27 protein-coding genes and 1 pseudogene are annotated in these 22,744 nt (G+C 34.1%); 20 read left to right on the plus strand and 8 right to left on the minus strand.

Annotated features, from left to right (window positions below; genetic code table 11):
* Positions 1-9: 9 nt before the first annotated feature.
* A complete protein-coding gene (locus tag BLV40_RS07710; RefSeq protein WP_026592241.1) occupies positions 10-627 on the plus strand; it encodes a phosphoserine phosphatase 1 in 618 nt (205 codons plus the stop codon).
* A 57-nt stretch (positions 628-684) separates the two neighbouring features.
* Here the strand turns inward: BLV40_RS07710 and BLV40_RS07715 are convergent, their stop codons facing one another.
* Positions 685-1,320, minus strand: coding sequence for a CotG/ExsB N-terminal domain-containing protein (locus tag BLV40_RS07715; RefSeq protein ID WP_026592240.1), 636 nt, complete (start codon positions 1,318-1,320; stop codon positions 685-687).
* A gap of 192 nt (positions 1,321-1,512) precedes the next feature.
* Between BLV40_RS07715 and cotH the strand changes: the two genes are divergently transcribed.
* From cotH to BLV40_RS27875, 8 genes and pseudogenes are all read left to right on the plus strand, one after another.
* Entirely contained in the window at positions 1,513-2,589 is a 1,077-nt protein-coding gene (cotH, locus tag BLV40_RS07720) for a spore coat protein CotH (RefSeq protein ID WP_026592239.1), read from the plus strand.
* 201 nt (positions 2,590-2,790) lie between these two features.
* Positions 2,791-3,408 (plus strand): NUDIX hydrolase, encoded by a 618-nt coding sequence (locus BLV40_RS07725; RefSeq protein ID WP_026592238.1) that lies wholly within the window; start codon positions 2,791-2,793, stop codon positions 3,406-3,408.
* Between the two features lie 190 nt (positions 3,409-3,598).
* Positions 3,599-4,201 carry an undecaprenyl phosphate transporter UptA gene (locus BLV40_RS07730; protein WP_026592237.1) on the plus strand — a complete coding sequence of 201 codons (603 nt, stop codon included), beginning with the start codon at positions 3,599-3,601 and terminating at the stop codon, positions 4,199-4,201.
* A 95-nt stretch (positions 4,202-4,296) separates the two neighbouring features.
* Entirely contained in the window at positions 4,297-5,676 is a 1,380-nt protein-coding gene (locus tag BLV40_RS07735) for a putative polysaccharide biosynthesis protein (RefSeq protein ID WP_090688688.1), read from the plus strand.
* Positions 5,677-5,860: 184 nt separating this feature from the next.
* A complete protein-coding gene (locus BLV40_RS07740; protein WP_090688691.1) occupies positions 5,861-6,802 on the plus strand; it encodes a magnesium transporter CorA family protein in 942 nt (313 codons plus the stop codon).
* Positions 6,803-7,004: 202 nt separating this feature from the next.
* Positions 7,005-7,901, plus strand: a complete 897-nt coding sequence (locus BLV40_RS07745; protein ID WP_026592234.1) for a permease — start codon at positions 7,005-7,007, stop codon at positions 7,899-7,901.
* A 3-nt stretch (positions 7,902-7,904) separates the two neighbouring features.
* Positions 7,905-8,774: a TIGR03943 family putative permease subunit gene (locus BLV40_RS07750; protein ID WP_026592233.1), complete on the plus strand. Its 870-nt coding sequence runs from the start codon at positions 7,905-7,907 to the stop codon at positions 8,772-8,774.
* Between the two features lie 58 nt (positions 8,775-8,832).
* A pseudogene (locus tag BLV40_RS27875) lies at positions 8,833-8,919 on the plus strand (acyl-CoA thioesterase); the annotation flags it as partial.
* Between the two features lie 87 nt (positions 8,920-9,006).
* Here BLV40_RS27875 and BLV40_RS07755 read toward each other — a convergent pair.
* Entirely contained in the window at positions 9,007-9,093 is an 87-nt protein-coding gene (locus tag BLV40_RS07755) for a YjcZ family sporulation protein (protein ID WP_000505094.1), read from the minus strand.
* A gap of 160 nt (positions 9,094-9,253) precedes the next feature.
* Here BLV40_RS07755 and cls point away from each other — a divergent pair, with 160 nt between their 5' ends.
* Together cls and BLV40_RS07765 are read left to right on the plus strand one after the other, a co-directional pair.
* Complete coding sequence (cls, locus tag BLV40_RS07760; protein WP_026592232.1) at positions 9,254-10,438, plus strand: cardiolipin synthase; 1,185 nt, start codon at positions 9,254-9,256, stop codon at positions 10,436-10,438.
* A 31-nt stretch (positions 10,439-10,469) separates the two neighbouring features.
* Positions 10,470-10,952 carry a spore coat protein gene (locus BLV40_RS07765; protein WP_090688694.1) on the plus strand — a complete coding sequence of 161 codons (483 nt, stop codon included), beginning with the start codon at positions 10,470-10,472 and terminating at the stop codon, positions 10,950-10,952.
* 24 nt (positions 10,953-10,976) lie between these two features.
* Here BLV40_RS07765 and BLV40_RS07770 read toward each other — a convergent pair whose 3' ends face one another.
* On the minus strand, positions 10,977-11,762 hold the full coding sequence (locus tag BLV40_RS07770; RefSeq protein ID WP_090688697.1) for an SDR family oxidoreductase: 786 nt from the start codon (positions 11,760-11,762) through the stop codon (positions 10,977-10,979).
* Between the two features lie 187 nt (positions 11,763-11,949).
* On the opposite strand from BLV40_RS07770, the gene BLV40_RS07775 reads away from it, so the two are divergent.
* Positions 11,950-12,129: a hypothetical protein gene (locus BLV40_RS07775; protein ID WP_026592229.1), complete on the plus strand. Its 180-nt coding sequence runs from the start codon at positions 11,950-11,952 to the stop codon at positions 12,127-12,129.
* A gap of 106 nt (positions 12,130-12,235) precedes the next feature.
* Positions 12,236-12,856 (plus strand): NAD(P)-dependent oxidoreductase, encoded by a 621-nt coding sequence (locus tag BLV40_RS07780; protein WP_026592228.1) that lies wholly within the window; start codon positions 12,236-12,238, stop codon positions 12,854-12,856.
* A 24-nt stretch (positions 12,857-12,880) separates the two neighbouring features.
* On the opposite strand, the gene BLV40_RS07785 is transcribed toward BLV40_RS07780, so the two are convergent.
* The 3 genes from BLV40_RS07785 to BLV40_RS07795 form a co-directional block, all read right to left on the minus strand.
* Positions 12,881-13,363, minus strand: a complete 483-nt coding sequence (locus tag BLV40_RS07785; RefSeq protein ID WP_026592227.1) for a DUF456 domain-containing protein — start codon at positions 13,361-13,363, stop codon at positions 12,881-12,883.
* A gap of 1 nt (position 13,364) precedes the next feature.
* On the minus strand, positions 13,365-14,672 hold the full coding sequence (locus BLV40_RS07790) for a hemolysin family protein (RefSeq protein ID WP_026592226.1): 1,308 nt from the start codon (positions 14,670-14,672) through the stop codon (positions 13,365-13,367).
* Between the two features lie 209 nt (positions 14,673-14,881).
* Positions 14,882-15,769 (minus strand): hypothetical protein, encoded by an 888-nt coding sequence (locus tag BLV40_RS07795; RefSeq protein WP_090688701.1) that lies wholly within the window; start codon positions 15,767-15,769, stop codon positions 14,882-14,884.
* A 292-nt stretch (positions 15,770-16,061) separates the two neighbouring features.
* Between BLV40_RS07795 and cbpA the strand changes: the two genes are divergently transcribed.
* The 4 genes from cbpA (at position 16,062) to BLV40_RS07815 (ending at position 19,428) form a co-directional block, all read left to right on the plus strand.
* The gene (gene cbpA, locus BLV40_RS07800; RefSeq protein ID WP_026592224.1) at positions 16,062-16,709 is read left to right on the plus strand and encodes a cyclic di-AMP binding protein CbpA; all 648 of its coding nucleotides are present in this window, start codon (positions 16,062-16,064) and stop codon (positions 16,707-16,709) included.
* Positions 16,710-17,161: 452 nt separating this feature from the next.
* Positions 17,162-18,499, plus strand: a complete 1,338-nt coding sequence (gene brnQ, locus BLV40_RS07805; protein ID WP_026592223.1) for a branched-chain amino acid transport system II carrier protein BrnQ4 — start codon at positions 17,162-17,164, stop codon at positions 18,497-18,499.
* A 67-nt stretch (positions 18,500-18,566) separates the two neighbouring features.
* Positions 18,567-18,896: a chaperone CsaA gene (gene csaA / locus BLV40_RS07810; RefSeq protein WP_026592222.1), complete on the plus strand. Its 330-nt coding sequence runs from the start codon at positions 18,567-18,569 to the stop codon at positions 18,894-18,896.
* 16 nt (positions 18,897-18,912) lie between these two features.
* On the plus strand, positions 18,913-19,428 hold the full coding sequence (locus BLV40_RS07815; RefSeq protein ID WP_026592221.1) for a DUF1572 family protein: 516 nt from the start codon (positions 18,913-18,915) through the stop codon (positions 19,426-19,428).
* Here the strand turns inward: BLV40_RS07815 and BLV40_RS29100 are convergent.
* Together BLV40_RS29100 and BLV40_RS07820 are read right to left on the minus strand one after the other, a co-directional pair.
* Positions 19,419-19,715, minus strand: a complete 297-nt coding sequence (locus BLV40_RS29100) for a hypothetical protein (protein ID WP_026592220.1) — start codon at positions 19,713-19,715, stop codon at positions 19,419-19,421. The two genes, BLV40_RS07815 and BLV40_RS29100, sit on opposite strands and share 10 nt — an antisense overlap.
* 25 nt (positions 19,716-19,740) lie before the next feature.
* Entirely contained in the window at positions 19,741-20,034 is a 294-nt protein-coding gene (locus tag BLV40_RS07820; protein WP_026592219.1) for a hypothetical protein, read from the minus strand.
* An 89-nt stretch (positions 20,035-20,123) separates the two neighbouring features.
* Here BLV40_RS07820 and BLV40_RS07825 point away from each other — a divergent pair, with 89 nt between their 5' ends.
* The 3 genes from BLV40_RS07825 to BLV40_RS07835 all read left to right on the plus strand — a co-directional run bounded on the left by BLV40_RS07825 (position 20,124) and on the right by BLV40_RS07835 (position 22,739).
* The gene (locus BLV40_RS07825) at positions 20,124-21,278 is read left to right on the plus strand and encodes a stage II sporulation protein P (protein ID WP_026592218.1); all 1,155 of its coding nucleotides are present in this window, start codon (positions 20,124-20,126) and stop codon (positions 21,276-21,278) included.
* Positions 21,279-21,489: 211 nt separating this feature from the next.
* Positions 21,490-21,987: a GNAT family N-acetyltransferase gene (locus tag BLV40_RS07830; RefSeq protein ID WP_090688704.1), complete on the plus strand. Its 498-nt coding sequence runs from the start codon at positions 21,490-21,492 to the stop codon at positions 21,985-21,987.
* 11 nt (positions 21,988-21,998) lie between these two features.
* Positions 21,999-22,739, plus strand: a complete 741-nt coding sequence (locus BLV40_RS07835; RefSeq protein ID WP_026592216.1) for a M15 family metallopeptidase — start codon at positions 21,999-22,001, stop codon at positions 22,737-22,739.
* Positions 22,740-22,744: the final 5 nt, after the last annotated feature.

Below are 22,744 nucleotides of genomic sequence, written 5' to 3' on the forward strand. Positions count from 1 at the left end.
AGGAAACGAATGAAGACGACTTTATATGTAACACGTCACGGAGAAACAGAATGGAATATAGCAAAGCGTATGCAAGGAAGAAAGAATTCGAATTTAACCGAAAAAGGAATGCTACAAGCAAAACAATTAGGGGAACGAATAAAGGATATACCACTTCATGCAATATATAGTAGTCCAAGTGGGAGAACAATGCATACGGCAGAGCTGATAAAAGGAGAGCGGAATATTCCAATTATAGCTGACGAACACTTTTATGAGATTAATATGGGAATCTGGGAAGGGCAAATGCTTGCGGATTTGGAAGCGCAGTATCCAGAGGACGTACATACGTTTTGGAATGAGCCGCATCGTTTTTGTTCGACATCAGGAGAAAATTTTAATGATGTATATAAACGGGTGATAGAAGGGGTCAACATTCTTTTAGAAAAACATAAAGGAGAAAGTATTTTAATTGTATCACACGCAGCGGCAGCAAAATTACTAGTGGGGCACTTTGCTGGTCTTTCGGTTGAAAAAGTATGGGATGATCCATTTATGCATAGTGCTAGCTTAAGTATCATTGAATTTGAAGAAAAAAAAGCTAGTGTTACACAGTTTGCCGATATAAGTCATTTTCAGCAAGTGTAAAAAGACCGCAATAGAGCGGTCTTTTTACACTTGCTATTAACAATCGGGGATAAAGGATTAACAATCGCGTTTTCTAAACCAGAAGTGATCATTTTTTTTTCTCTTTTTGCAGGATGAACGTTTATGGTGATCGCAATCATGGCAGCTTGAATGACTGTCATCATCCCATGAGTGATCGCAAGATTTTTTATCATGCTCACGGATGAATTCACATTTTTTACAGAAACATCGTTTTGTCCAGAAACATTTCTTTTCAAAACGAACGCATTTTGTAACGAACGTACATTTTCTTACACGCGTACATTTTGTAACATGAGTGCACTTTTTCACACGTGTCCGTTTTGTAACGAACGTACATTTTTTCACGCGTGTAACTTTCGTAACAAAAGTCCACTTTTGCACACGTACACGAGTACGCTTCGTAATGAACGTACATTTTTTCACACGTGTACATTTTGTAACACAAGTACATTTCTTCACACGCGTACATTTTGTAACGAACGTACATTTTTTCACACGTGTACATTTTGTTCGAGGACATTTACCACCCGTTGTATGTTTACAGTGTGTTGTACGCTTATGATGCGAAAATTTATCATCGTCGCACTCAAAAGTACTTGGGTCTTGATGTAAAAATTCCTCCATCCCTGCACTTTTGATTTCTTCAACAGCTTTTTGAATATCGCGTTTCATAGAAACCCTCCTTATCGCTAATTAAAATGAAAAGGTAACCTTTTACATTAATCATGATATGAAGAGAGAATCTCTTCTGCATGAGACAGGAGTTTAATTTTCAATGGAAATTGGCATATGACGGATATATGGACACATGGACAAAGTAATGAGCATACATTAAAGGGAGAAAAAAAGAAGGGGTGGAGAACAATGTTGCCTTCTTATGATTTTTTTATTCATCCAATGTATGTTGTTGAATTAAAGAAAGATATTTGGTCTGATAGTCCTGTTCCAGCAAAATTAACATATGAGAAAAGAAAATATGATATTGATATTGTTTACCGAGGGGCTCATATTCGGGAGCTTGAAAAAAAATCATATCATGTTATGTTTTACAAACCAAAACGATTTCAAGGTGTGAAAGAGTTTCATCTAAATTCTGAGTTTAAAGATCCGTCACTGATCCGAAATAAATTATCACTTGATTTTTTTAGCGATATTGGTGTACTTTCACCAAAATCTCAGCATGTTTTTATTAAAATTAACGGTCAAATTCAAGGTGTATATCTACAATTAGAATCTGTTGATGAAAATTTTTTGAAAAGCAGAAAATTACCGAGCGGTTCAATTTATTATGCAATTGACGATGATGCAAATTTTTCTTTAATGAGCGAGCGAGATCAGGATGTTAAGACAAATTTATCTGCAGGGTATGAGTTTAAATGTGCAAATGAACATAGTGAAGAGCAACTTAGCGAATTTGTTTATCAAGCGAATGCATTATCGCGAGAAAAATATGAAAAAGAAATTGTGAATTATCTTGATGTTGAAAAATACTTGCGATGGTTAGCAGGTGTTATTTTAACGCAAAACTTTGATGGCTTTGTTCATAATTATGCATTGTATCATAATGATGAAACGCATTTGTTTGAAGTAATACCATGGGATTATGATGCAACATGGGGGCGTGATGTAGAGGGAAGGCCACTTAACCATGAATACATTCGAATTCAAGGGTATAATACATTGAGTGCCAGAATTCTTGATATACCGGTATTTCGAAAACAGTACCGCAGTATTCTTGAAGAAATTTTGGAAGAAAAATTCACGGTTTCTTTTATAAAACCGAAAGTAGAGGGAATGTGTGAAGCGATCCGTCCGTACCTGGTTCAAGATCCCTATATGAAAGATAAAATAGACATTTTTGACCAAGAACCCGATATTATCTTTCAATATATAAACAATAGGCGTCAATATATACATGAGTATTTACATGAACTATCATAAATGAAAAAGAGATTGATACATAGTCAATCTCTTTTTCATTTATGATAAATATAATCTTTCATTTTAGATAAAAAGTATGAATGCTTAAGTCTTTATGAAAATAATTGATTCCTTTTAAATTTTATGTGAATAAGCTACGATTTGTTTAGGTGCTGTAAATAAAGTTGAAACAGTATAGTATATTTTTAAGGTGGAGGAAATATGGAAGCGAAATGGATCGATTGGGTAAAACAAATACAAGCTATTGCTCAGGCTGGTTTAACGTATTCAAAAGATGTGTATGATATTGAACGTTTCGAGCAGTTACGTGACCTCACAGTTACTATGATGTCTCATTATACGAAGACAGATTGGGAAGTGGTAGAGAAATTATTTGCCAATGAAACAGGTTATCAAACACCAAAAGTAGATATTAGGGCTGTCGTGTATCAGGATGATAAATTATTATTTGTAAAAGAAAAAAGCGATGGGAAATGGGCTTTACCAGGTGGCTGGGCAGATGTTGGCTATACGCCAACAGAAGTGGCAGCAAAAGAAGTATGGGAAGAAACGGGTTATAAAGTTGACCATTTTCGATTATTAGCAGTATTCGATAAAGAAAAACATCATTCATCACCATCCGCAACACATGTATATAAAATATTTATTGGTTGTGAAATCGTTGGGGGAGAAAAACAAACAAGTATTGAAACAGAAGCAGTGAACTTTTTTGGTGAAAAGGAAATTCCGGAGTTATCGATTGCTAGAAATACAGAGGGGCAAATTAGAGAGATGTTTGCATGTATGAAAGACAGTAATAAGCAATCCTTACTTGATTAAGAAAAAATGTGTAAAGATAAAAAATAAGAATTTTTACATGTATAACCCTCTCTTTTCTTTCTATTTGTGCCTGGTATATTTACAATGAATGGTACATATTTTGGGTAAAGAACTAGGAACTTATTGGCATGCATAAATCTTTGTGAGATAATAGGAAGGCATGTAAGCAGAAAAGGAGACAGAAAAGAAAATGTTATCGAATTTAATAGAGCAGTTATTGCAATTTTTTGCAAGTTTAGGATACTTTGGAGTAGCCTTAGGGTTAATGATTGAAATCATTCCCAGTGAGATTGTTCTCTCTTATGCTGGATTTTTAGTAGCAGACGGTAAAATCAGTTTTATTGGAGCGGTGATTGCTGGTACAATCGGTGGTACTTTAGCACAAATCTTCTTGTATTGGTTAGGGTATTATGGAGGACGTCCTGTCGTTGAAAAATATGGAAAATATTTATTAATTAACAAGCATCATTTAGATGTGGCGGAAGGCTGGTTTAATCGATATGGGGCGGGAGTAATTTTCTCAGCACGCTTTATACCAGTTGTGCGTCATGCAATTTCGATTCCAGCAGGATTAGCGAAAATGCCTTTGAAAAATTTTACACTATACACAGTAATCGCGATTATCCCATGGTCAATTTTGTTTATTTATTTAGGAGAAAAACTAGGTGGGAATTGGCGTCATATTAAAGAATATGCAGCTGACTATACGCATTACATAATTATTGGGGCAGTGTTCTTTATTGCTCTTTATTTCGGTTTAAAAATATTGAAAAAAAGAAAAACAGTTCGTTAAAGCCAATGATTTCATTGGCTTTTTTCATACCTTTCAGTTCTAAAATAAAGAAGTTGTCCATAATGTGTAGTAATAAAGCGTAGCGGGGGAATGAAATGAAGGGATCACCGTTTTTACGTGGAACATTATTTTTAACGATGGCGACGATGATATCTAAAATGCTCGGATTTATATATGTTATTCCATTTACAGCAATGGTTGGTACTAGCGGATATGTATTATATACGTATGCATATCGGCCATATACAATTATGTTAAGCATTGCAACGATGGGATTACCACTTGCTGTTTCAAAAATGGTCTCGAAATATGATCAGTTAAATGACTATCATACAGTAAAACGGGTGTTGAAAAGTGGAATATTTTTTATGATTTTTATGGGGCTAGGTTCATTTCTAGTTCTTTATATGTTAGCTCCATATCTTGCAAATCTAGTGATCGATGGAAGTGATCAAACTGGTAATAGTATGAATGCTGTTACATATAATATTCAAATTGTTAGTTTTGCACTACTGATTGTACCAGTAATGAGTTTATTACGCGGTTTTTTTCAAGGATTTCAATCTATGGGACCATCGGCTTCTAGTGTAGTTGTAGAACAGTTCTTTCGTGTATTAACAATCTTAATAGGAAGCTTTGTTGTGTTGCATATTTTGAAAGCATCTGTTTCGTTAGCGGTTGGAGTTTCAACTTTTGGTGCATTTATGGGCGCGGCAGCTGGACTAACTGTTTTGATTGGATTTTATATGAAAAGGCGGAAATACTTAAAACGGAAAGAGAAAGCCAGTATCCCGCAGACAACGAAGTCTTTTTTTGCTTTATATAAAGAGCTATTTACGTATTCAATCCCATTTGTTGCGGTTGGACTAGCGATTCCGTTGTATCAAACAATTGATACATTTACAATCAATAAACTTTTAATAGAGATAGGTTATGTGCAAATCGAAGCAGAAAAAATAAATGCGATAATTGGGCTTGTTCAAATGGTTGTACTAATTCCAGTGTCGGTTGCAACAGCCTTTAGTATGTCTCTCGTTCCTGAGATGACGAAAGCTTATATAGCTGGAAATGTACAATTATTATATAAGCATTTCACGAAAACGAATTTACTTGTTGTAGCGATTACAATTCCAGCAGCAATTGGAATGATGATATTAGCTAAACCTATATATACTTTTTTATTTGGAGTAGGAAATGATCCGAGTTTAGGAAGCGCTATTTTACAGTACTATGCACCGGCATGTATATTATTTTCATTGTTCACAGTTACTGCTGCGATGTTACAAGGCATTAATCAGCAACAAAAAACAGTTCTGGGTTTAACCCTAGGGATTATCATTAAAGTCGTATTAAATATTGTATTATTACCGTACTTTGACTACACTAGTTTTATTATCTCAACATATGCAGGCTATACTGTTTCGGTTTCATTTAACTTGTGGATGCTTTCTAAATATGTTATAAAGGCAACATAAGCTTTTGGAAAGACAGAGCAATCTCTGTCTTTTTCTATTTTAAAAGAATTTATGAAGAAAAGCGTTTTCAAATTAATTTTCTATTGAAATTTGAACGTTTGTTTCATATGCTGAAAATAGCGGTTCAAAAACTGTTGTTTAAGTGAGGTAGATTCCCACATGTAAAAAGAATCGGGGTGATAGTATGTTAAATATTTATTTAACAGACCGAAACGGAAAACTACAAGAAATAGAGGACATTGAAAAAGGTTGCTGGATTAATGTACTTCATCCAACAGAAGAAGAAATTCAATTTTTAGTGCAAACATTGAATGTAGAATTGGATTTTATTAAAGACCCATTGGATGATGAAGAACGATCTCGTATTGAAAAAGAAGATGATAATGCATTAATTATCGTTGACATTCCTACAGTGAGGCATGATGAAGAAGGAAATTCAATATATGACACGATTCCGATTGGTATGATTGTAATGCCGGAATGTTTCGTTACAATCTGTTTGGAAGAAAATCCGATTTTCGAGCGATTTATTAATCAACGTATTAAAGAATTTTATACATTTAAAAAGACGCGTTTTGCACTGCAGCTCTTATATACGATTTCTACTTATTATTTACGATACTTAAAGCAAATTAACAGAAAAACAATTGACTTAGAACATGAATTAAATAAGTCAATGAAAAATAAAGAAATCTTCACATTATTAGGTCTTGAAAAAAGTTTAGTGTATTTTACGACATCTTTAAAAGCAAACAAAATTGTTATTCAGAAGTTAATGCGTAATAATAACTTTCTTAAAATGTATGAAGATGATCAAGATTTATTAGAAGATGTATTAATTGAAAATAAACAGGCCATTGAAATGGCCGAAATATATAGTCATATTTTAAGTGGTATGATGAATACGTTTAGCTCAGTTATTTCAAATAACTTAAACAGTGTAATGAAACTGTTGACGTCAATTACAATTATTTTATCATTACCAACAATGGTTTCGAGCTTTTTTGGAATGAATGTAGAAATTCCACTTGGTCATAGCCCACATGGTTTTATAATTGTAATGATTATATGTGCAACATTATCTTGCACTTTAGCGTTTATTTTTTGGAAGAAACGTTATTTTTAAAGATAAAGAAAGCTGCTATAGCATAGTTATTAAACTGCGCTATAGCAGCTTTCTTGTCGTAATATAACGTTTCTTATATACGATACATATATTGATGGAAAACTTTTTTTGCCATGATTTGCAGATTTGAAAAGGGCTTGTTCAAATAATAAATTGAGGTTAAAATTACATATTGTTAATGAAAAAATGGAGGAAATACATCATGGAATTGTTTCAGTTACCGAAAGCATTCCTGCAAATGAATACAATCTTTATCTCAATTTTAATTGAAGCACTACCATTTGTGCTAATTGGTGTATTTATTTCAGGATTCATTCAAATGTTTGTGACAGAAGATATGGTGGCAAAATGGATGCCAAAAAATCGATTTCTGTCTGTGTTATTAGCCACTTTTCTTGGCATGATGTTTCCAGGGTGTGAGTGTGGGATCGTTCCAATTGTAAGACGTCTAATTGGTAAAGGTGTTCCGCCATACGCTGGAATCGCATTTATGTTAACGGGTCCGATTATTAATCCGGTCGTATTATTTGCAACGTATGTTGCATTCGGAAGTAGCATGCATATGGTATGGTACCGTTCGATTGTAGCTATTGTTGTAGCGATTATTGTTGGAATTATATTATCATTTATGTTTAAAGATCATCAATTACGTGATGAGCATTTCCCAGAGGTGGATCATAAGCGTCCACTGCGTAAAAAAATGTGGGATGTTTGTACACATGCGGTTGAAGAGTTTTTCTCAATGGGAAAATACTTAGTAATGGGGGCATTAATTGCCGCTGCTGTTCAAACGTTTGTACAAACTTCAACGCTACTTTCTATAGGACAAGGACCGTTCTCTTCATCAGCTGTTATGATGGGACTTGCGTATATTTTATCACTATGTTCAGAGGCGGATGCTTTTATTGCATCGTCGTTCCAAAGTACATTTTCAACAGCATCACTTGTCGCGTTCCTCGTATATGGACCGATGGTAGATATTAAAAATATGTTTATGATGCTTGCGACATTTAAAACGAAATTTGTAATTGTTGTGATAGCTACAGTTACACTCGTGGTTTATGCAAGCTCACTACTCATTTATGCGATGGGGTGGTAGGTTATGTTTAGAGCTTATATTTTACTCGGGTTTACAATCTTAATTACGCAGCTTCATATTTCAGGTAATATAACAAAGTATATAAATATGAAGTACGCCTATTTATCAAAAACAGCAGCAATTATTTTAGGGTTTTTAACACTTATTCAAATCATTGTTGTTTTCCAAAAGGAACACCAAAAGGAGAAAGATCAGCACAATTGTGGTTGTAATCATAGTCATTGTGGACATGATCATTCAAAAGATGAAAATACATGGTGGAAACGGACTTTTGCGTATACATTATTTTGTTTTCCTATTATTTCAGGACTATTCTTTCCAATTGCGACATTAGATTCGGATATAGTTAAAACAAAAGGTTTTCATTTTCCTGTTGCGCAGGCAGAAAGCACAGATCCATTTATGACAAGGCAGTTTTTAAGACCTGATACGAGTATTTATTATGGAAAAGAAGGATATCGCGGTGTAATGGAAAAAGGGAAAAAAGAATATGTAACAAAAGATAGTATCGCTTTAAAGGATGAAGATTTCTTAAAAGGAATGGAGACAATCTATAATTATCCTGGTGAGTTTACAGGAAAGAAACTTTCTTTTAAAGGATTTGTCTTCCGCGATGATTCTGCAAAAAAAGAGCAATATTTCTTATTCCGCTTTGGTATTATTCATTGTGTAGCCGATTCAGGTGTATACGGAATGTTAGTGAAAAAGCCAGATGGGGTAGAGTGGAATAATGATGATTGGATTCAAGTAGAAGGAGAAATTTCAACTGAGTTTTATCAACCATTCCACGCAAATATTCCTGTTTTAGAAGTGGAAAAGTGGAATAAAGTTGAACAGCCGAAGGAACAATATGTATTTAGAGGAGCCGATTGATTATAATCGGTTCTTTTTTACATCCAGTTCGTTTATGTTAGCTATGAATCGTTTGTGTTTGGACAGGATTGCTGTTTTACGTGCAGAGCAACGTCATATTCAAAAAAAAGAAAGTAAGAAAATTGCAACGGTATTAGTTTTATAAGTAAAATAGAATGAAAAGCGGACACCTAAATTTAGGTGTCCGCTTTTATAGTTTTTTCATCTACATATCGCTCTTAAGGGTAGCTAACTAGCAAAAGCAAGCAGCACCGACGATAATTAAGAGGATAAATAAGACGACAAGTAACGCGAATCCATTCCCATGTGCGAAGCCCATTGTTATTTCCTCCTTTTATTGTAAGATACAACATACAATATGCAAATTCACTTTTGTTTGACAGGGACATATATCACGAAACTGTGGATTTTTCTTGTATGTTAACGTAAAAAAAAGGAAACATATAGGAATAACAGCTTTTGAAGAAAGGGTTTTATCCATGAAAAAATGTATAGCTATTTTGTTATGCATCATAGGGATATCTATATGGATGACTATCGATCTAGAAATGGGGAAGAAAATGAATAGTGGACTTGAAATATCAAAATTTCGATATGGGAATTTTCAATTGTATACGAACGGGGAAGATTTGAATCGAAACTTGTTTGAAGATATAAATCGTGCTGAAAAATTTGTTTATCTTCATTTTTATATTGTAGGTAAAGATAAAGTAAGTCGTGATTTCTTACAGCTATTAGAGAAGAAAGCATCGAGTGGTGTAGATGTGAAATTATCAGTAGACCGCATTGGTGGCTATAAAATTAAGAAAAAAGTGATTCAGCAGTTAAAAGAAAAGGGTGTTAAATTTACTTTTAGTAAAAAGCCTAAATTTAAAAATCTGTTTTATTCACTACATCAACGTAATCATCGCCGTATTGCAGTGATTGATGGGAAAGTTTCTTATGTCGGCGGTTTTAATATTGGAGAGGAGTATCTTGGAAAGGATCCTAAATTCGGAAGATGGCGTGATTATCAACTGCGTATTCAAGGAGAGGGAGCAGTTGATATGGAACAAAAATTTGTAGAAGATTGGTACGAGGATACTGACGAAAAGCTTTCTTTGTACGAAGGGCCACCTCAGCAAGGGAAAGCAAAGTATCAATATGTATTTTCGAATGGGAAAGGGTTATGGCAGGAATACGGTGCATTCATAAAAGAGGCTAAAAAATCATTAATTATTGCAACGCCGTATTTTGTACCAAGTAAGGAAATGATGGATGGTTTACAAGAAGCATTGCAGCGCGGAGTGGCTGTAAAGATTCTAGTTCCCTTTAAAAGCGATGCCCTATTACTAAAACAAGCTGCTTACCCCCATTTAAAAAAGATGTTAGATGCTGGTGCAGAAATCTATCAATACCACAATGGCTTTTTTCATGGAAAGGTGACAATAATTGATGGTACAAGCGCTGATGTAGGAACAGCTAATTTTGATAATCGTAGCTTTTATATTAACATGGAGTCGGATTGTTTTATATATGATAAAGCAGTTGTAGCTGAAGTGTGGGGACGATTACAAGAGGATTTTCATGACTCTAAGCGTTTGACGGATAAAGATTTTGACAAAATTAGTAGCTGGGACTGGTTTTTAGCAAAGATAGCAAATGTTCTGGCTTTCTATTTATAGGCATATATTAGAAGGAAGGGGGAGCTATAATATGAGATGTATGGAAGAATTACTACAGTGTAGTTATGAAATGATTCATATGATGGGTGAGTATATGAACAAAGTGGAAGATGAAGAGCTAGGAGATATATTAAAACAGCATTTGCCCTATATTTTGCAAGCTTACAATGAACAAGTGAACTTTCAAGAAGGTGAAAATGTACAGCATATGATTTGCGAACAACTGAGGTCTCCCCTTATACAAAATGGTATACTGATGACTAATACAAGTAAGGGTGATACCGAAATTGCTATTTCCTATATCTCGAATTTAAAAAGATTAGCACTCAGATTTGCTCAAGTTGCTGTAGAAGTTGCAAATCCGGAATTTCGATCATTTTTGGAAAACTGTTTTGTTAAAATGAATCGTTATGCTTATAGCATATGGCAATATGTTGTGAAAAAAGAATATACAATAGAAAATATATATGCAGCCGAAAGGTTTGCATGGAATGAAAAACAAGACAGTGTATGAACTGTCTTGTTTTTTTGAAAAGAATTATAAGCTTTTTACCATTCCACCATCAACAAGGAAAGATTGCCCGGTCATATATGTATTTGCATCGGATGCAAGGAATGCAGCGAACGCTGCGAACTCGCTAGGGCGACCGTATCTTCCGAGAGGGATAATTGATTCATATTGTTTTTGAACGTCTTCTACTGTAATTCCGTGCTTTTCGGCATCTGTTTCATCGAGAGAAGCGATGCGGTCTGTAGCGATACGTCCTGGGGCAATGGTATTAATTAGAATGTTATATGGGGCAAGCTCAGATGCTAACGTTTTTGCTAAGCCTGTAATGCCGACGCGGAACGTATTCGATAATAGCAATCCGGGAATTGGCTCTTTAATAGAAGACGAAGCGATGTTAATAATTTTTCCGCCTTGTTCCTTCATATATGGGAGTACTTCACGAATCATACGTACGTAACTTAATAAATTGAGTTCAAATGAATTGTACCAATCTTCATCTGTTAATTGTTCAAATGTACCAGGCTTAGGACCGCCGGCATTGTTTACTAAAATATCAATTGTGCCAAAGTTTTGTACAGTATATTCTACCGCTTGTTTAATGCTTTCTTTATTTGTAACATCACAAACTGTATACATGGCAGTACCTTTATTAAGGGCGATCAATTCTTTTTGTAAAGGTGCTAGCTTTTCCTCATTACGACTCAGTAGCATAACATTTGTACCTTCTTTTATAAGTTCTGTAGCAATCGCTTTTCCTAAACCTTGACTAGATGCGACAACTAGAGCAGTTTTTCCAGCTAATCCAAGTTCCATATATATCAACCTTTCTCTGTTATATTATTTTTATTATAAGCGAAAATGATTCAAAATAAAAAATAAACGCCTCCCTTGTCAGAAAATTTACAGAAATTTACCGTATCTTTACTTTCTTCTCATATTTCCTTCAAAAAAGAGAAGTAATATGAGATTGTACATATTCTATCAAAAGGGGGAAAAGCAAATGAATAAATGGGTTAAATCTTTAACTGTAATGGCACTTGCGAGCTCTTTATTTCTGGTAGGCTGTAATAATAGTGAGGATAAGAAAAAAGAAGAAGATACAACAACACAGCAAGATAAAAAGAAGGATCAAGAAACGAGCAAGGATAGTACTTCTTCAGATTCAAAGGAAAAAAAATAATATTTTGAATGATAGGGCTTCCTCATGTGTTGAGGAAGCTTTTTTAGTTGTATATTTTCCACTTTTGAGAAAAAATAGAGAGAAATAATAAGTAAGGAGTACGAGGATGAAAATATGTATATTTGGGGCAACTGGAAGAGTTGGCTCACAGTTAATGAAACTAGCATTACAAGATTTACATGATGTCACAGTATTAGTTCGTGACCAAAATAAGGTTGTGGAAAAACATAACAATCTATATATAGTAGAAGGAAATGTATTACAGGAAAATGATGTGAAAAAGGCGTTAAAGGGGGCGGATATCGTGTTAAGTGCTCTTGGGACTGATGGAAATAGAACATTATCGCATAGCATACCTACTATTATAAAACATATGGATAAAGAGGGAATAAACAGGATTATCACGATAGGAACAGCAGGTATTTTACAAGCTCGAACAAATCAGAAGATATATCGATTTCAATCGGAAGAATCAAAGAGAAAAACTACAACAGCTGCAGAAGATCATCTATCTGCTTATGTAGCTTTAAAAAATAGCGAGTTATGCTGGACAATTGTTTGTCCTACACATTTAATTGATGGAGAAGAAACGGGTATGTACCGCACGGAGGGGGAAATGTTACCACTGGACGGATCAAAAATTACGGTAGGAGATACGGCTCGTTTTACGTGGTCTTTAATAAATAAAAAAGTATATGAAAACACTCGTGTAGGTATTGCGTATTAAAAAACCATCCCTGAAAAGGGATGGTTAAAAAAGAATGTAACATACAAAAATGATAATCATAATAATTTGTAAAATCGCTTTTGCCACTGTACTGCTTAAAAAGCCGACGACTGTAGCAATTCCCACCATAAAAGCTTCTTTCGGTGTCTTTTTATGCAATATTTCTGTCATGAAAACAGACAGAAATGGAATGATAATGAGACCAAATGGCGGGAAGAAAAAGGAACCGACAATAATAGAGAGCATTCCCACACGTTCGCCCCATTTGGTACTTCCATATTTCTTTAAGAAATATCCATTTGCGATAAAATCAGCAACAAAAATAAAGATGGTAAAAATGATTTGAAGGATCCAAAAGCTTGTTGATAGCTCCCCGCTATTTATACCAAAATGATAAATGAGGTATCCAGCCCATAGTGCGAGTATGCCAGGGATAATTGGATAAATAAAAGCAATAAATGATACGATGAAACAAGCAATTATACAAAGTGTAAGAAAAATAGTCACTTTATATCTCCTTTTTACTATCTAGTTTATGTACAGCAACTTTCTTAATTTGATGCCCATCAATCTCTAATGCTTTGAATTGGAAACCAGCATATTCAATTGAATATCCAGCTTCAATATTTAAATCAATAGCTTGGGATAGAAGCCAGCCGCCAATTGTATCTAAATCACTTTCATCAATATGTAAACCAAACATATCATTTACTTCTGAAATGAGCACTTTTCCATCAAATACAGTAAGTTTTGGTGTGCGTTTTTCAATCATTGGTGGTTCATCTGCATCAAACTCATCTTGAATTTCGCCAATAATTTCTTCAATAATATCTTCCATTGTTAATAGTCCAGCTGTCCCACCATATTCATCCACTACAATCGCCATTTGAACACGGTTTTTTTGGAGGTGGATTAATGTTTGACGAATTGGAACTGTTTCAAAGACAGTTAAGACGGGATGTATGTATGCTTCTAAAGGTTTGTGAATTCCCTTCGTTTGATCGTGAAAAATTTCTTTTGTATTTAGCATACCAATAATATCATCTTTATCTTTTTCTATTATCGGATAGCGTGTATATTTTTCAGATGCGATAATTTCCATATTTTCGGATAATGTATTTTCTGTAGATAAACAAATCATTTCTGTACGAGGTACCATAATTTCTTTGGCAACACGGTCATCAAACTCAAAAATATTGTTTACATATTTATATTCGGTTTGGTTAATTTCACCACTCTTAAAGCTTTCACCTAAAATAAGTCGTAATTCTTCTTCTGAGTGCGCAAGTTCATTTTCTTTTGCTGGTTCGAGGCCGAATAGTTTTGTAAAGGATACGGCTGTACTATTTAGTAACCAAATGAAAGGATACATGATTTTATCAAACCAGATGAGTGGTTTGGCAAATTTTAATGTAATTGCTTCAGCTTTTTGAATCGCAAAAGATTTTGGAACAAGTTCACCTAATACAACATGAAAAAAAGTAATAACACTAAAAGCGATGATGAAAGATAGCGTATTAGCCATCGCTCCAGTAATATTTATTTTTTCAAATAGTGGTCGTAGTAAGTGTTCAACAGTTGGCTCACCAAGCCAACCAAGCCCTAAAGACGTGATGGTAATACCAAGCTGACAAGCTGATAAGTATACATCTAAGTTAGAAACAACGCTTCTGGCAGCTAGTGCTTGCTTATTTCCTTCATTTGCAAGCTGATCAATTCGGCTTTTTCGTACTTTTACAACTGCAAATTCAGATGCAACGAAAAAGCCAGAAATGAGGATAAGTACAAAAATGAGAAAAATATTTAATATGTCCAAGTGTGTTCTCTACTCCGAAGTTGGAATAAAGATGTCACCTCCTGCAAGTATGTTATACTTTTATAATAAATCGAAACGAAAATAATAGTCAAAGGAAATGAGTAAATATTGGGATGTTTTTCTAATCACTCATGAATTTGTTGGTATTTTACCCTGAATGAAAGAGGAATAACCCTCCATTTTAAGGAGGGGGATGGCTTATATCTTAATTATTTAATCATTGTTTTTGCAATAGCGTAAGTTTGATGTTTAGACTGGTTTGTTGTCCATACGGATTGAAGGAAGGAAAGAATGATATACGGAATATAAAGGAGTAACAGTCCAATTGTAACAACAGTTGGTGAACTTCCTCCAAATTGAATAATAAATTGTAGTAATCCTTTCGTATGAAAAATACATTCCATATAACAGAATGATAAAATAATGGAACTTAAAATAGATTTATGATTTGAAACGATTGCTATAAATAATGTATTAATGAGAAAAGATGAATCGCGTATAACATGTTCTTCCGTTTTATTTAAAAACGGGATCCATTTTTTAATTGCCTGTATAATGATAATCATTGATGTACTACATATGATGATGAGGGAAGAAAGGAATGGAATTGTTATGTACTTTGCGATGTGTAAAGAAATTAATACAATAGAACATTGTAATAAAACGGTACTGAATGAGTATGGAATCCAGCGCAATATAACAGTATACTTTTTTAATTGTTTTGGTACTTTTAAGAATAAATGTCCAATTGCTAGGCTAATGGAAAAACCAATTACGAGTGTGAATGTAAAGCGAACGATCGATAAAAAGTATACTTCCCATATATAAGGGAATAGAAGTGTAGATTGTCCAGAAACATGTAACACTCTAGTTGAGTTTATAATAGGTTGAGATGAGAAAAGAATAGATTCATGCATCCAATCAATCATGGGGATTGAAATGTGCGGAAAATGAGTGAAATTATAAAAAATCCCAAGTAAACCTTTTAAATAAGAAGGCTCATGTGCTAATAATATAGCAGGAATCGGGCTTATGATAAGAATGATTAGAAGTCCAGCTAAAAAACGATACGTATAAGAACGAAATAATGAAGACATAATTGCTCACCTACTCTTTGAAAATTCAGAAAATTCTTATTCTTATTCTAGCGTTTTTTTGAATAAGTTACAATATCTTTTTCTTTCCATATAGGTTCGGTGTAATAATTTGTGAATATTGCTTTTGTACAGAATAATAATCTACTAAATTTCTCAAAAAATGAATCATTCATGAACAAATAATGACAGTAGTATGAATAGTTTTCAGAAAAGTAAAATAAAATATTTATTTTTTTCTAAAAATATAATATAGTTAGGGCACAGAAAGTATTTTAACATAAGGAGGCTTTTTATGAGGATTAAAGGGAATTATGTACCAAAAAGAGAAGTTTTATATTGCTCCATATCATTAACAATAGGTGAAGCATTGGATCATTTAAATAAAACGGGTTATCGCTGTGTGCCTGTTTTAGATGAAAAGAAAGAGAAATTTTTAGGAAATGTATATAAAGTAGATATTTTAGAATATAAAGGTTCATTAGAGGATAATCTATCAGAATTATTAAATGATAAAGAGGGCTATGTGAGAGAAGACTCTTCTTTCTTTAAAGTGTTCTTTACAATTAAGAAACTACCATATTTGTCGGTTGTCGATGAGAAAGGAACATTTCTTGGAATCTTAACTCATAAAAAGGTATTTGAGCTATTAGAGGATGCATGGGGTGTTCATTCTAGTAAGTATTCTGTTATGGTGGGAACCCAAGATTATAATGGAGCGATTCAAAAACTATCTACGGTTTTGAAAAAGTATAGTGGTATCCAAAGTCTAATGACATTTGATAATGATGCATTGTTAATACGCAGAATTATGTTTACATTGGGTGAAGAGTTTAAAGTAGAAGAGTTAGAGACTTTATTAAAGGATTTAGAGGATCACGGATTTCGTGTTGTATATGTAGAAGAAATGAATAATCCACGTGAAGTGGAGACAATAGAATAGAAATGAAAAGCCATCTGTATAATTTGGATGGCTTTTCGTTATACATAAGAAAAGAAATGTTATTTTAAAATAAAAAAATGAATGCGTACGTATTTATTTTTAAAATATTTTTCTAAAAGAATAATAGATGAAAAAGGTGTGCATACTATTTAACTTTCGGAAAATTCTATATAAAAAATATGTTTTTATTTTTCAACTAAATGTGTTACTATATTTGTGATAAAAGTAAAGAGGTCTGACAAGTTTTACTTCACGGTGTAATACTCTGATGATTTAAATATTCAAAAAAATCAAAAATATAAATCAGAGTAAAGAAGAAGGGGAAGTGGAGAAATTATGGAGAAAGACATTGCTTTTTTAGGGGCATACATAATCAACAGGAATAGAAAGGAGGATGCATAGCATATTGTGAAAGAGACAAAAACAATAGAGACATGCTATGCAAAAGAGAGATGAAGGGACGATTAAGGCCAGGAGACACGATAGCGATTGGTTTAATGTTGTTTGCATTATTTTTAGGAGCTGGAAATTTAATTTTCCCACCAGTATTAGGACAACAAGCTGGAGAAAATGTTTGGATTGCCACCATTGGATTCCTTGTAACAGGAGTCGGACTCCCCCTATTAGCTGTAACTGCTGTCGCTTTTGTAGAAGGGGACTTGAAAGCGTTATCCTCTAGAGTACACCCTATATTTGCGTTTATTTTCCCACTGGTTAGTTATTTAGCGATTGGACCATTCTTTGCAATCCCGCGAACAGGAGCGGTTTCTTTTGAAATGGGAATGAAGCCATTTCTACCAGAAGCGTTTGTGTCAGAGTGGTATATGCTGTTTCTTTACACGGTAGTTTTCTTTGGGGTAACTTGGTATTTATCACTAAACCCATCAAAATTAATTGACTGGTTTGGAAAGTTTCTTACTCCGTTATTAGTATTAATTGTTGCTATAATTGTTGGGAAAGCGATTATCGATCCAATTGGGGCACCTGCTGCACCGTTAGATGCATATAAAGATAATGCGTTTTTTGGCGGGTTTATTCAAGGATATTTAACAATGGATGCTATTAGTGCACTTGTATTTGGAATCGTTGTGGTACAAGTTATTCGTTCAAAAGGAATAAAAGAGAGCAGACAAATTGCAAAAACGACAATTGTATCAGGAATTATTGCTGTACTAGGTTTAACGTTAATTTATTTATCACTCGCGTATCTCGGCTCAACAAGTACATCACTTGGCGTTTCTGATAATGGAGGTCTTATTTTAACGAAAGTTGTAAACGAGCTATATGGCACGAGTGGCAAAATATTATTAGGCCTTGTTATTACACTTGCTTGTTTAACAACGTCAGTTGGGCTCGCATCAGCATGTGCGGGATTTTTTACAAACTTATTCCCAAAAGTATCACATAAAATGGTTGTAACATTGGTATGTGTGTTTAGTTTAGTTGTATCCAACCTAGGGTTAACACAGCTTATTGCTGTAACATTACCAGTATTGATGATTATTTATCCTGTTGCAATCGTATTAATTGTATTGTCTTATTTCCATAAATGGATCGGACAGCGAAATACAATATATATCGGTGCGATTTTAGGTGCACTAGTTATTAGTTTATTTAACGGTTTAGAAAGTGCAAATATTAAGTTTGATGTAATAACAAATGTCCTGCAAATGCTTCCTTTATATAAGGAAGGAATTGGTTGGTTACTGCCATCATGTGTTGGCGGAGTTATCGGTTATTTTCTATATAGACCAAAAGAATCAGGTGAGTTGCAAAAGAAAGGTGCTTAGGTATCTTTCTTTTTTTAGAGGGAATTTGTATGTTTTGTCTAAATGGTAATTTTGGAGGGAGAATACAATGGCTAATTTTGAAGACTTTTTACAGTTAGATTTACGTATTGGCACGATACAAAAGGCAGAAGAGTTTAAAGAAGCGCGCGTACCTGCAATTAAGCTTGAAATCGACTTTGGTGAACTTGGTATGAAACAATCCAGTGCTCAAATAACAAAGAGGTATATACCAGAAGAGCTAATTGGTAAACAGGTTGTAGCTGTCGTGAACTTTCCGCCCAAGCGTGTTGCAGGCTATAAATCAGAAGTACTTGTGCTAGGTGGAGTTCCAGAACAAGGGGATGTAATCTTATTGCAGCCTGATATAGAAGTCCCAAATGGAACATCTATTAGTTAAATAGGAGGGGACAGGGATGGAAGTTGGAAAAGCTTATTTAGAATGTGCTGTTTCAAACTTTAAGGCGATTCAAAAACAAGGGGAACGGACATTTTCACAGTTATCATACGAACAAATCAGTTGGATACCTCATGAAGAAGCAAACAGTATTGCTATTATAGTCAAACATTTGCAGGGGAATATGCGATCGAGATGGACAGATTTTTTAACGACAGATGGTGAAAAATTAGATCGGAACCGTGATGGTGAATTTGAAGGCGGTTATGCTTCAAAAGAAGAGATGTTAGTAGCGTGGAGGGATGGTTGGGGTTATGTTTTTCAAGCGCTGCAATCATTAACTCCGCAAGATCTTTTAAAAAGCGTTCATATACGGGGAGAAGCACAAAGTGTTATGCAAGCAATTGAAAGGCAAATCACTCATTATGCATCACATATCGGACAAATTATTTATGTTGGAAAATTGCTGAAGGGAAAAGAGTGGGAATGTTTAAGTATTCCCAAAGGGCAGTCTAATCGTTATCTTCAAAAGTGACGTTCAATATAATAATAAGAAATAAAACGATATAGAACGGGCACTAAAAAAATAATCCAAATGACTGATGGTTCTGTTATTGTTAAAATAGTGCCTATAGCGAGAGTATACCAAATGAAATATATTCCAAATAGCGTATTAATAGGAATAAAGTTAGAAAAGAAAAATTGTTGATTAAAACAAGCATTGTGAAATAAGTAGATGCGTACGTAAAGCATTGTAGTAATAAGATCTTGCTTTCTGACAATTTTTTTCTGACATTTATGACATATAAAAGTTATTTTCATTCATACACTCCATTTAAAAATAAGATTATGACTTTCTTAAATTTGTTATTAGTTTATAAATAAGGAGATATAAAGAATATACTCCTACATAAGCTCCGGTAATGAGAAATAATGGGTTCAATAAAATACCGTGAATCGTTGTCATAAATACTAAGCCGTGCAGTACAACATCATATATGTTAAAAGCAATTAGTATACCCAGTATATATAATGAAAGGTACGCGCAAATATCTAAGAAAGCATGGATTTTAGGGTGTACTGCAAATAATAAAAAAACACATGATAAAACAATAGGCATGATACCTATAATTAGCTTCAATTCATTTCACCTCTAAGACAATATTGCCCAAATTTAGGCGGTCTATTCTCGATAGCTTGTACATAAGTTGGAACAGAGAGGGTGATGTTATGAATCGAGGCTTTTTTTATGTGAAATTAACAAGTGTACGAAAGCTTATTTTATTTGTCGTCATTATGGTGTTAGTAACCTTTTTCCTTATTAGTATGATGGTGACTTCATTGAAAGAAACAAAGTCAGCATATTTATATAATTGGTTGAATGAGTTATCAATGAATGGTTATATGTATGTGATTGGAAAGGAAAATCATTATTTTACACAAGAATATCGGAATTTAAATCAAGATTTTTCGATTTCATCTTTTCTTTTTTCAACAGCAACAAATATTCGATTTGATGATGTACGCAGTTTCGTTGGGAAAGAACTTCCTGGATTCGGAAGATATGATACAGAAATTGTCATTGCTGGTGAAGGAACAAATTATTCTAACTTACCTATTGAGTCGAGCGTTCCACTTGAAGAAGTGGTGAAAGAGCGTACAGGAGAAACAGGACAAGTTCCGAAAACGGATCCGAACAAAGAGAAAAAAGAGCCTGCGCAAACAACAGGGAAAAGACAAATTGCATTTATTTATCATTCTCACAGTTGGGAATCATATTTACCTTTATTAAATTTAACAAATGATCCAGATCCGAATAAGGCAACAAGTTCTGTGACGAATATTTCTATACTTGGAGAACGGTTCCGTGACCAATTAGCAAATGAAGGAATAGGAGCAGTTAATGACAAAACAGATGTTGGGAAAAAGTTGATAAGTAAGGGGTTAAATAGTAATAGTTCTTATAAAATGTCTCGAGAAATTGTACAGGAGGCAATGGGAGGAAATAAAGAGCTACAATATTTTTTTGACTTACACCGAGATAGTGCCCGCAAAAATGTCACGACAAAAGCAATTGGAGATAAATCGTATGCGAAGCTTGCCTTTGTCATTGGAAAAGGAAATAAAAATTACACAAAAAACTTACAATTAGCAACTGCCCTGCATGAAGCGATTAATAAAAAATATCCAGGGGTAAGTCGAGGAGTTATACAAAAGGGGTTTCAAACAGGGAATGGTGTTTATAATCAGGATTTGTCAGGACAAGCGATTTTAATTGAGGTAGGAGGTGTAGATAATACATCTGAAGAACTAAATCGCTCCATTGATGTATTGACAAAAGCATTTAGTGAATATTTTTGGCAAGCAGAAAAGGTGAATGGGTGAACGTAAGCGAATTGCTTACGTTTTTTTGTATTCAATAAGAAGAAAAAGATAAGAACTAATGCTTTTCTAAATAAAGTTTCATCTTCATTATACTAATATCGAAATTTGTCTATTTATCCTATGAAAAATAGAGAGGTATTTCATAAAAAAATGGCGAAATCCTCTTTACGGATAAAGTTTTTCACATTATAAAGTTGACAGGGTGATAGAGATGATACGAGAAATTCAAATAGAGGACGCAGCAGCATTTTTGCAATTAGGAAAACAATTGGATGAAGAAACTTCCTATATGTTATTGGAACCAGGTGAGCGGAATACAACAGTGGAGCAACAAAAAAATATGATCAAACGCTTTATAGAAACTTATAATTCTACAATATTTGTAGCAGTAGAAAAGGAACAATTAGTCGGATTTATTTTAGCTAATGGTGGTAATGCACAAAGAAACAAGCATGCAGTAGCAATTGTAATTGGAATTTTACAAGAATATAGCGGAAAAGGAATTGGGGCGGCTTTGTTTAAAGAGGTAGAAAGATGGGCAAGATTACATGATGTATGGCGTTTAGAGTTAACAGTAATGGCCCATAATACACGAGCACAAACACTATATAAAAAAGCAGGATTTGAACAAGAAGGTATAAAAAAATCTTCTCTTATCGTTGATGGGAGAAATATTGATGAGTATTATATGGCCAAATTATTAAAATAAGAGGTCGTTTTATGAAAAAAAGATGGAGACTACTGGTTCTCGTAGTAGTTGCGATTATTATTGGAGTGGCAGGCATTAATTATAAAATGTATAAAGATAAACGGGCACAAGAAGTGAATGGTAGCGCTGTATTTCCAAAAGCGCAAGACACGATTGCTAAAATGGAAGGGGATCTCGCGGTTGTGAATAATCCAGATTCTGTACTCGTACTTGTAAATAAAAGTAGACGGCTACCAGATCGTTATAAGCCGCAAGATTTAGTTATTCCCAAAGTACGTTATTCCAGTGAAGGTGATCAAGAGAAAAAAAAGATGAGGAAAGAAGCGGCGCAAGCACTTGAAAAAATGTTTGAGCAAGGTGATCAAGAGAGAATTTTTCTCTTTGCAGTCTCAGGTTTCAGATCTTTTGATCGGCAAAAAGCGTTAAATACAATGTATAAGATTCAAGATGGGGAAGCGAAAACAGCGATGTCGAGTGCAGTACCAGGAACGAGTGAACATCAAACGGGACTTGCAATGGATATTACGTCACAATCAGCTAAATTCCAATTAGAGTCTGTTTTTGGAGATACCAAGGAAGGAAGATGGCTTGCTCAAAATGCACATAAATTTGGTTTTGTCATTCGGTACACAGAAGAGAAAGAGGCTATTACAGGTTATCGATACGAGCCGTGGCACGTACGTTATGTAGGGAATCCGCAAGCGACATATTTATATGAAAATCAATTCACCTTAGAGGAAGCAATGCAGTAATCAAT

Origin of the sequence: Bacillus sp. 166amftsu, assembly GCF_900107445.1 — a bacterium.
GTDB lineage: Bacteria > Bacillota > Bacilli > Bacillales > Bacillaceae_G > Bacillus_A > Bacillus_A arachidis.

Bases quoted from the DNA above. Each gene is read 5' to 3' on its own strand.
- brnQ (WP_026592223.1), top strand. From the start codon at position 17,162: ATGAAGGGACGATTAAGGCCAGGAGACACGATAGCGATTGGTTTAATG.
- BLV40_RS07740 (WP_090688691.1), top strand. From the start codon at position 5,861: ATGTTAAATATTTATTTAACAGACCGAAACGGAAAACTACAAGAAATA.
- BLV40_RS07780 (WP_026592228.1), top strand. From the start codon at position 12,236: ATGAAAATATGTATATTTGGGGCAACTGGAAGAGTTGGCTCACAGTTA.
- BLV40_RS07830 (WP_090688704.1), top strand. From the start codon at position 21,490: ATGATACGAGAAATTCAAATAGAGGACGCAGCAGCATTTTTGCAATTA.
- BLV40_RS07730 (WP_026592237.1), top strand. From the start codon at position 3,599: ATGTTATCGAATTTAATAGAGCAGTTATTGCAATTTTTTGCAAGTTTA.
- BLV40_RS07835 (WP_026592216.1), top strand. From the start codon at position 21,999: ATGAAAAAAAGATGGAGACTACTGGTTCTCGTAGTAGTTGCGATTATT.
- cls (WP_026592232.1), top strand. From the start codon at position 9,254: ATGAAAAAATGTATAGCTATTTTGTTATGCATCATAGGGATATCTATA.
- BLV40_RS07750 (WP_026592233.1), top strand. From the start codon at position 7,905: ATGTTTAGAGCTTATATTTTACTCGGGTTTACAATCTTAATTACGCAG.
- BLV40_RS07755 (WP_000505094.1), bottom strand. From the start codon at position 9,093: ATGGGCTTCGCACATGGGAATGGATTCGCGTTACTTGTCGTCTTATTT.
- BLV40_RS07795 (WP_090688701.1), bottom strand. From the start codon at position 15,769: ATGTCTTCATTATTTCGTTCTTATACGTATCGTTTTTTAGCTGGACTT.
- BLV40_RS07735 (WP_090688688.1), top strand. From the start codon at position 4,297: ATGAAGGGATCACCGTTTTTACGTGGAACATTATTTTTAACGATGGCG.
- BLV40_RS29100 (WP_026592220.1), bottom strand. From the start codon at position 19,715: ATGAAAATAACTTTTATATGTCATAAATGTCAGAAAAAAATTGTCAGA.
- BLV40_RS07725 (WP_026592238.1), top strand. From the start codon at position 2,791: ATGGAAGCGAAATGGATCGATTGGGTAAAACAAATACAAGCTATTGCT.
- BLV40_RS07815 (WP_026592221.1), top strand. From the start codon at position 18,913: ATGGAAGTTGGAAAAGCTTATTTAGAATGTGCTGTTTCAAACTTTAAG.
- cotH (WP_026592239.1), top strand. From the start codon at position 1,513: ATGTTGCCTTCTTATGATTTTTTTATTCATCCAATGTATGTTGTTGAA.
- BLV40_RS07745 (WP_026592234.1), top strand. From the start codon at position 7,005: ATGGAATTGTTTCAGTTACCGAAAGCATTCCTGCAAATGAATACAATC.
- BLV40_RS07775 (WP_026592229.1), top strand. From the start codon at position 11,950: ATGAATAAATGGGTTAAATCTTTAACTGTAATGGCACTTGCGAGCTCT.
- BLV40_RS07765 (WP_090688694.1), top strand. From the start codon at position 10,470: ATGAGATGTATGGAAGAATTACTACAGTGTAGTTATGAAATGATTCAT.
- csaA (WP_026592222.1), top strand. From the start codon at position 18,567: ATGGCTAATTTTGAAGACTTTTTACAGTTAGATTTACGTATTGGCACG.
- BLV40_RS07715 (WP_026592240.1), bottom strand. From the start codon at position 1,320: ATGAAACGCGATATTCAAAAAGCTGTTGAAGAAATCAAAAGTGCAGGG.
- cbpA (WP_026592224.1), top strand. From the start codon at position 16,062: ATGAGGATTAAAGGGAATTATGTACCAAAAAGAGAAGTTTTATATTGC.
- BLV40_RS07825 (WP_026592218.1), top strand. From the start codon at position 20,124: ATGAATCGAGGCTTTTTTTATGTGAAATTAACAAGTGTACGAAAGCTT.
- BLV40_RS07770 (WP_090688697.1), bottom strand. From the start codon at position 11,762: ATGGAACTTGGATTAGCTGGAAAAACTGCTCTAGTTGTCGCATCTAGT.
- BLV40_RS07710 (WP_026592241.1), top strand. From the start codon at position 10: ATGAAGACGACTTTATATGTAACACGTCACGGAGAAACAGAATGGAAT.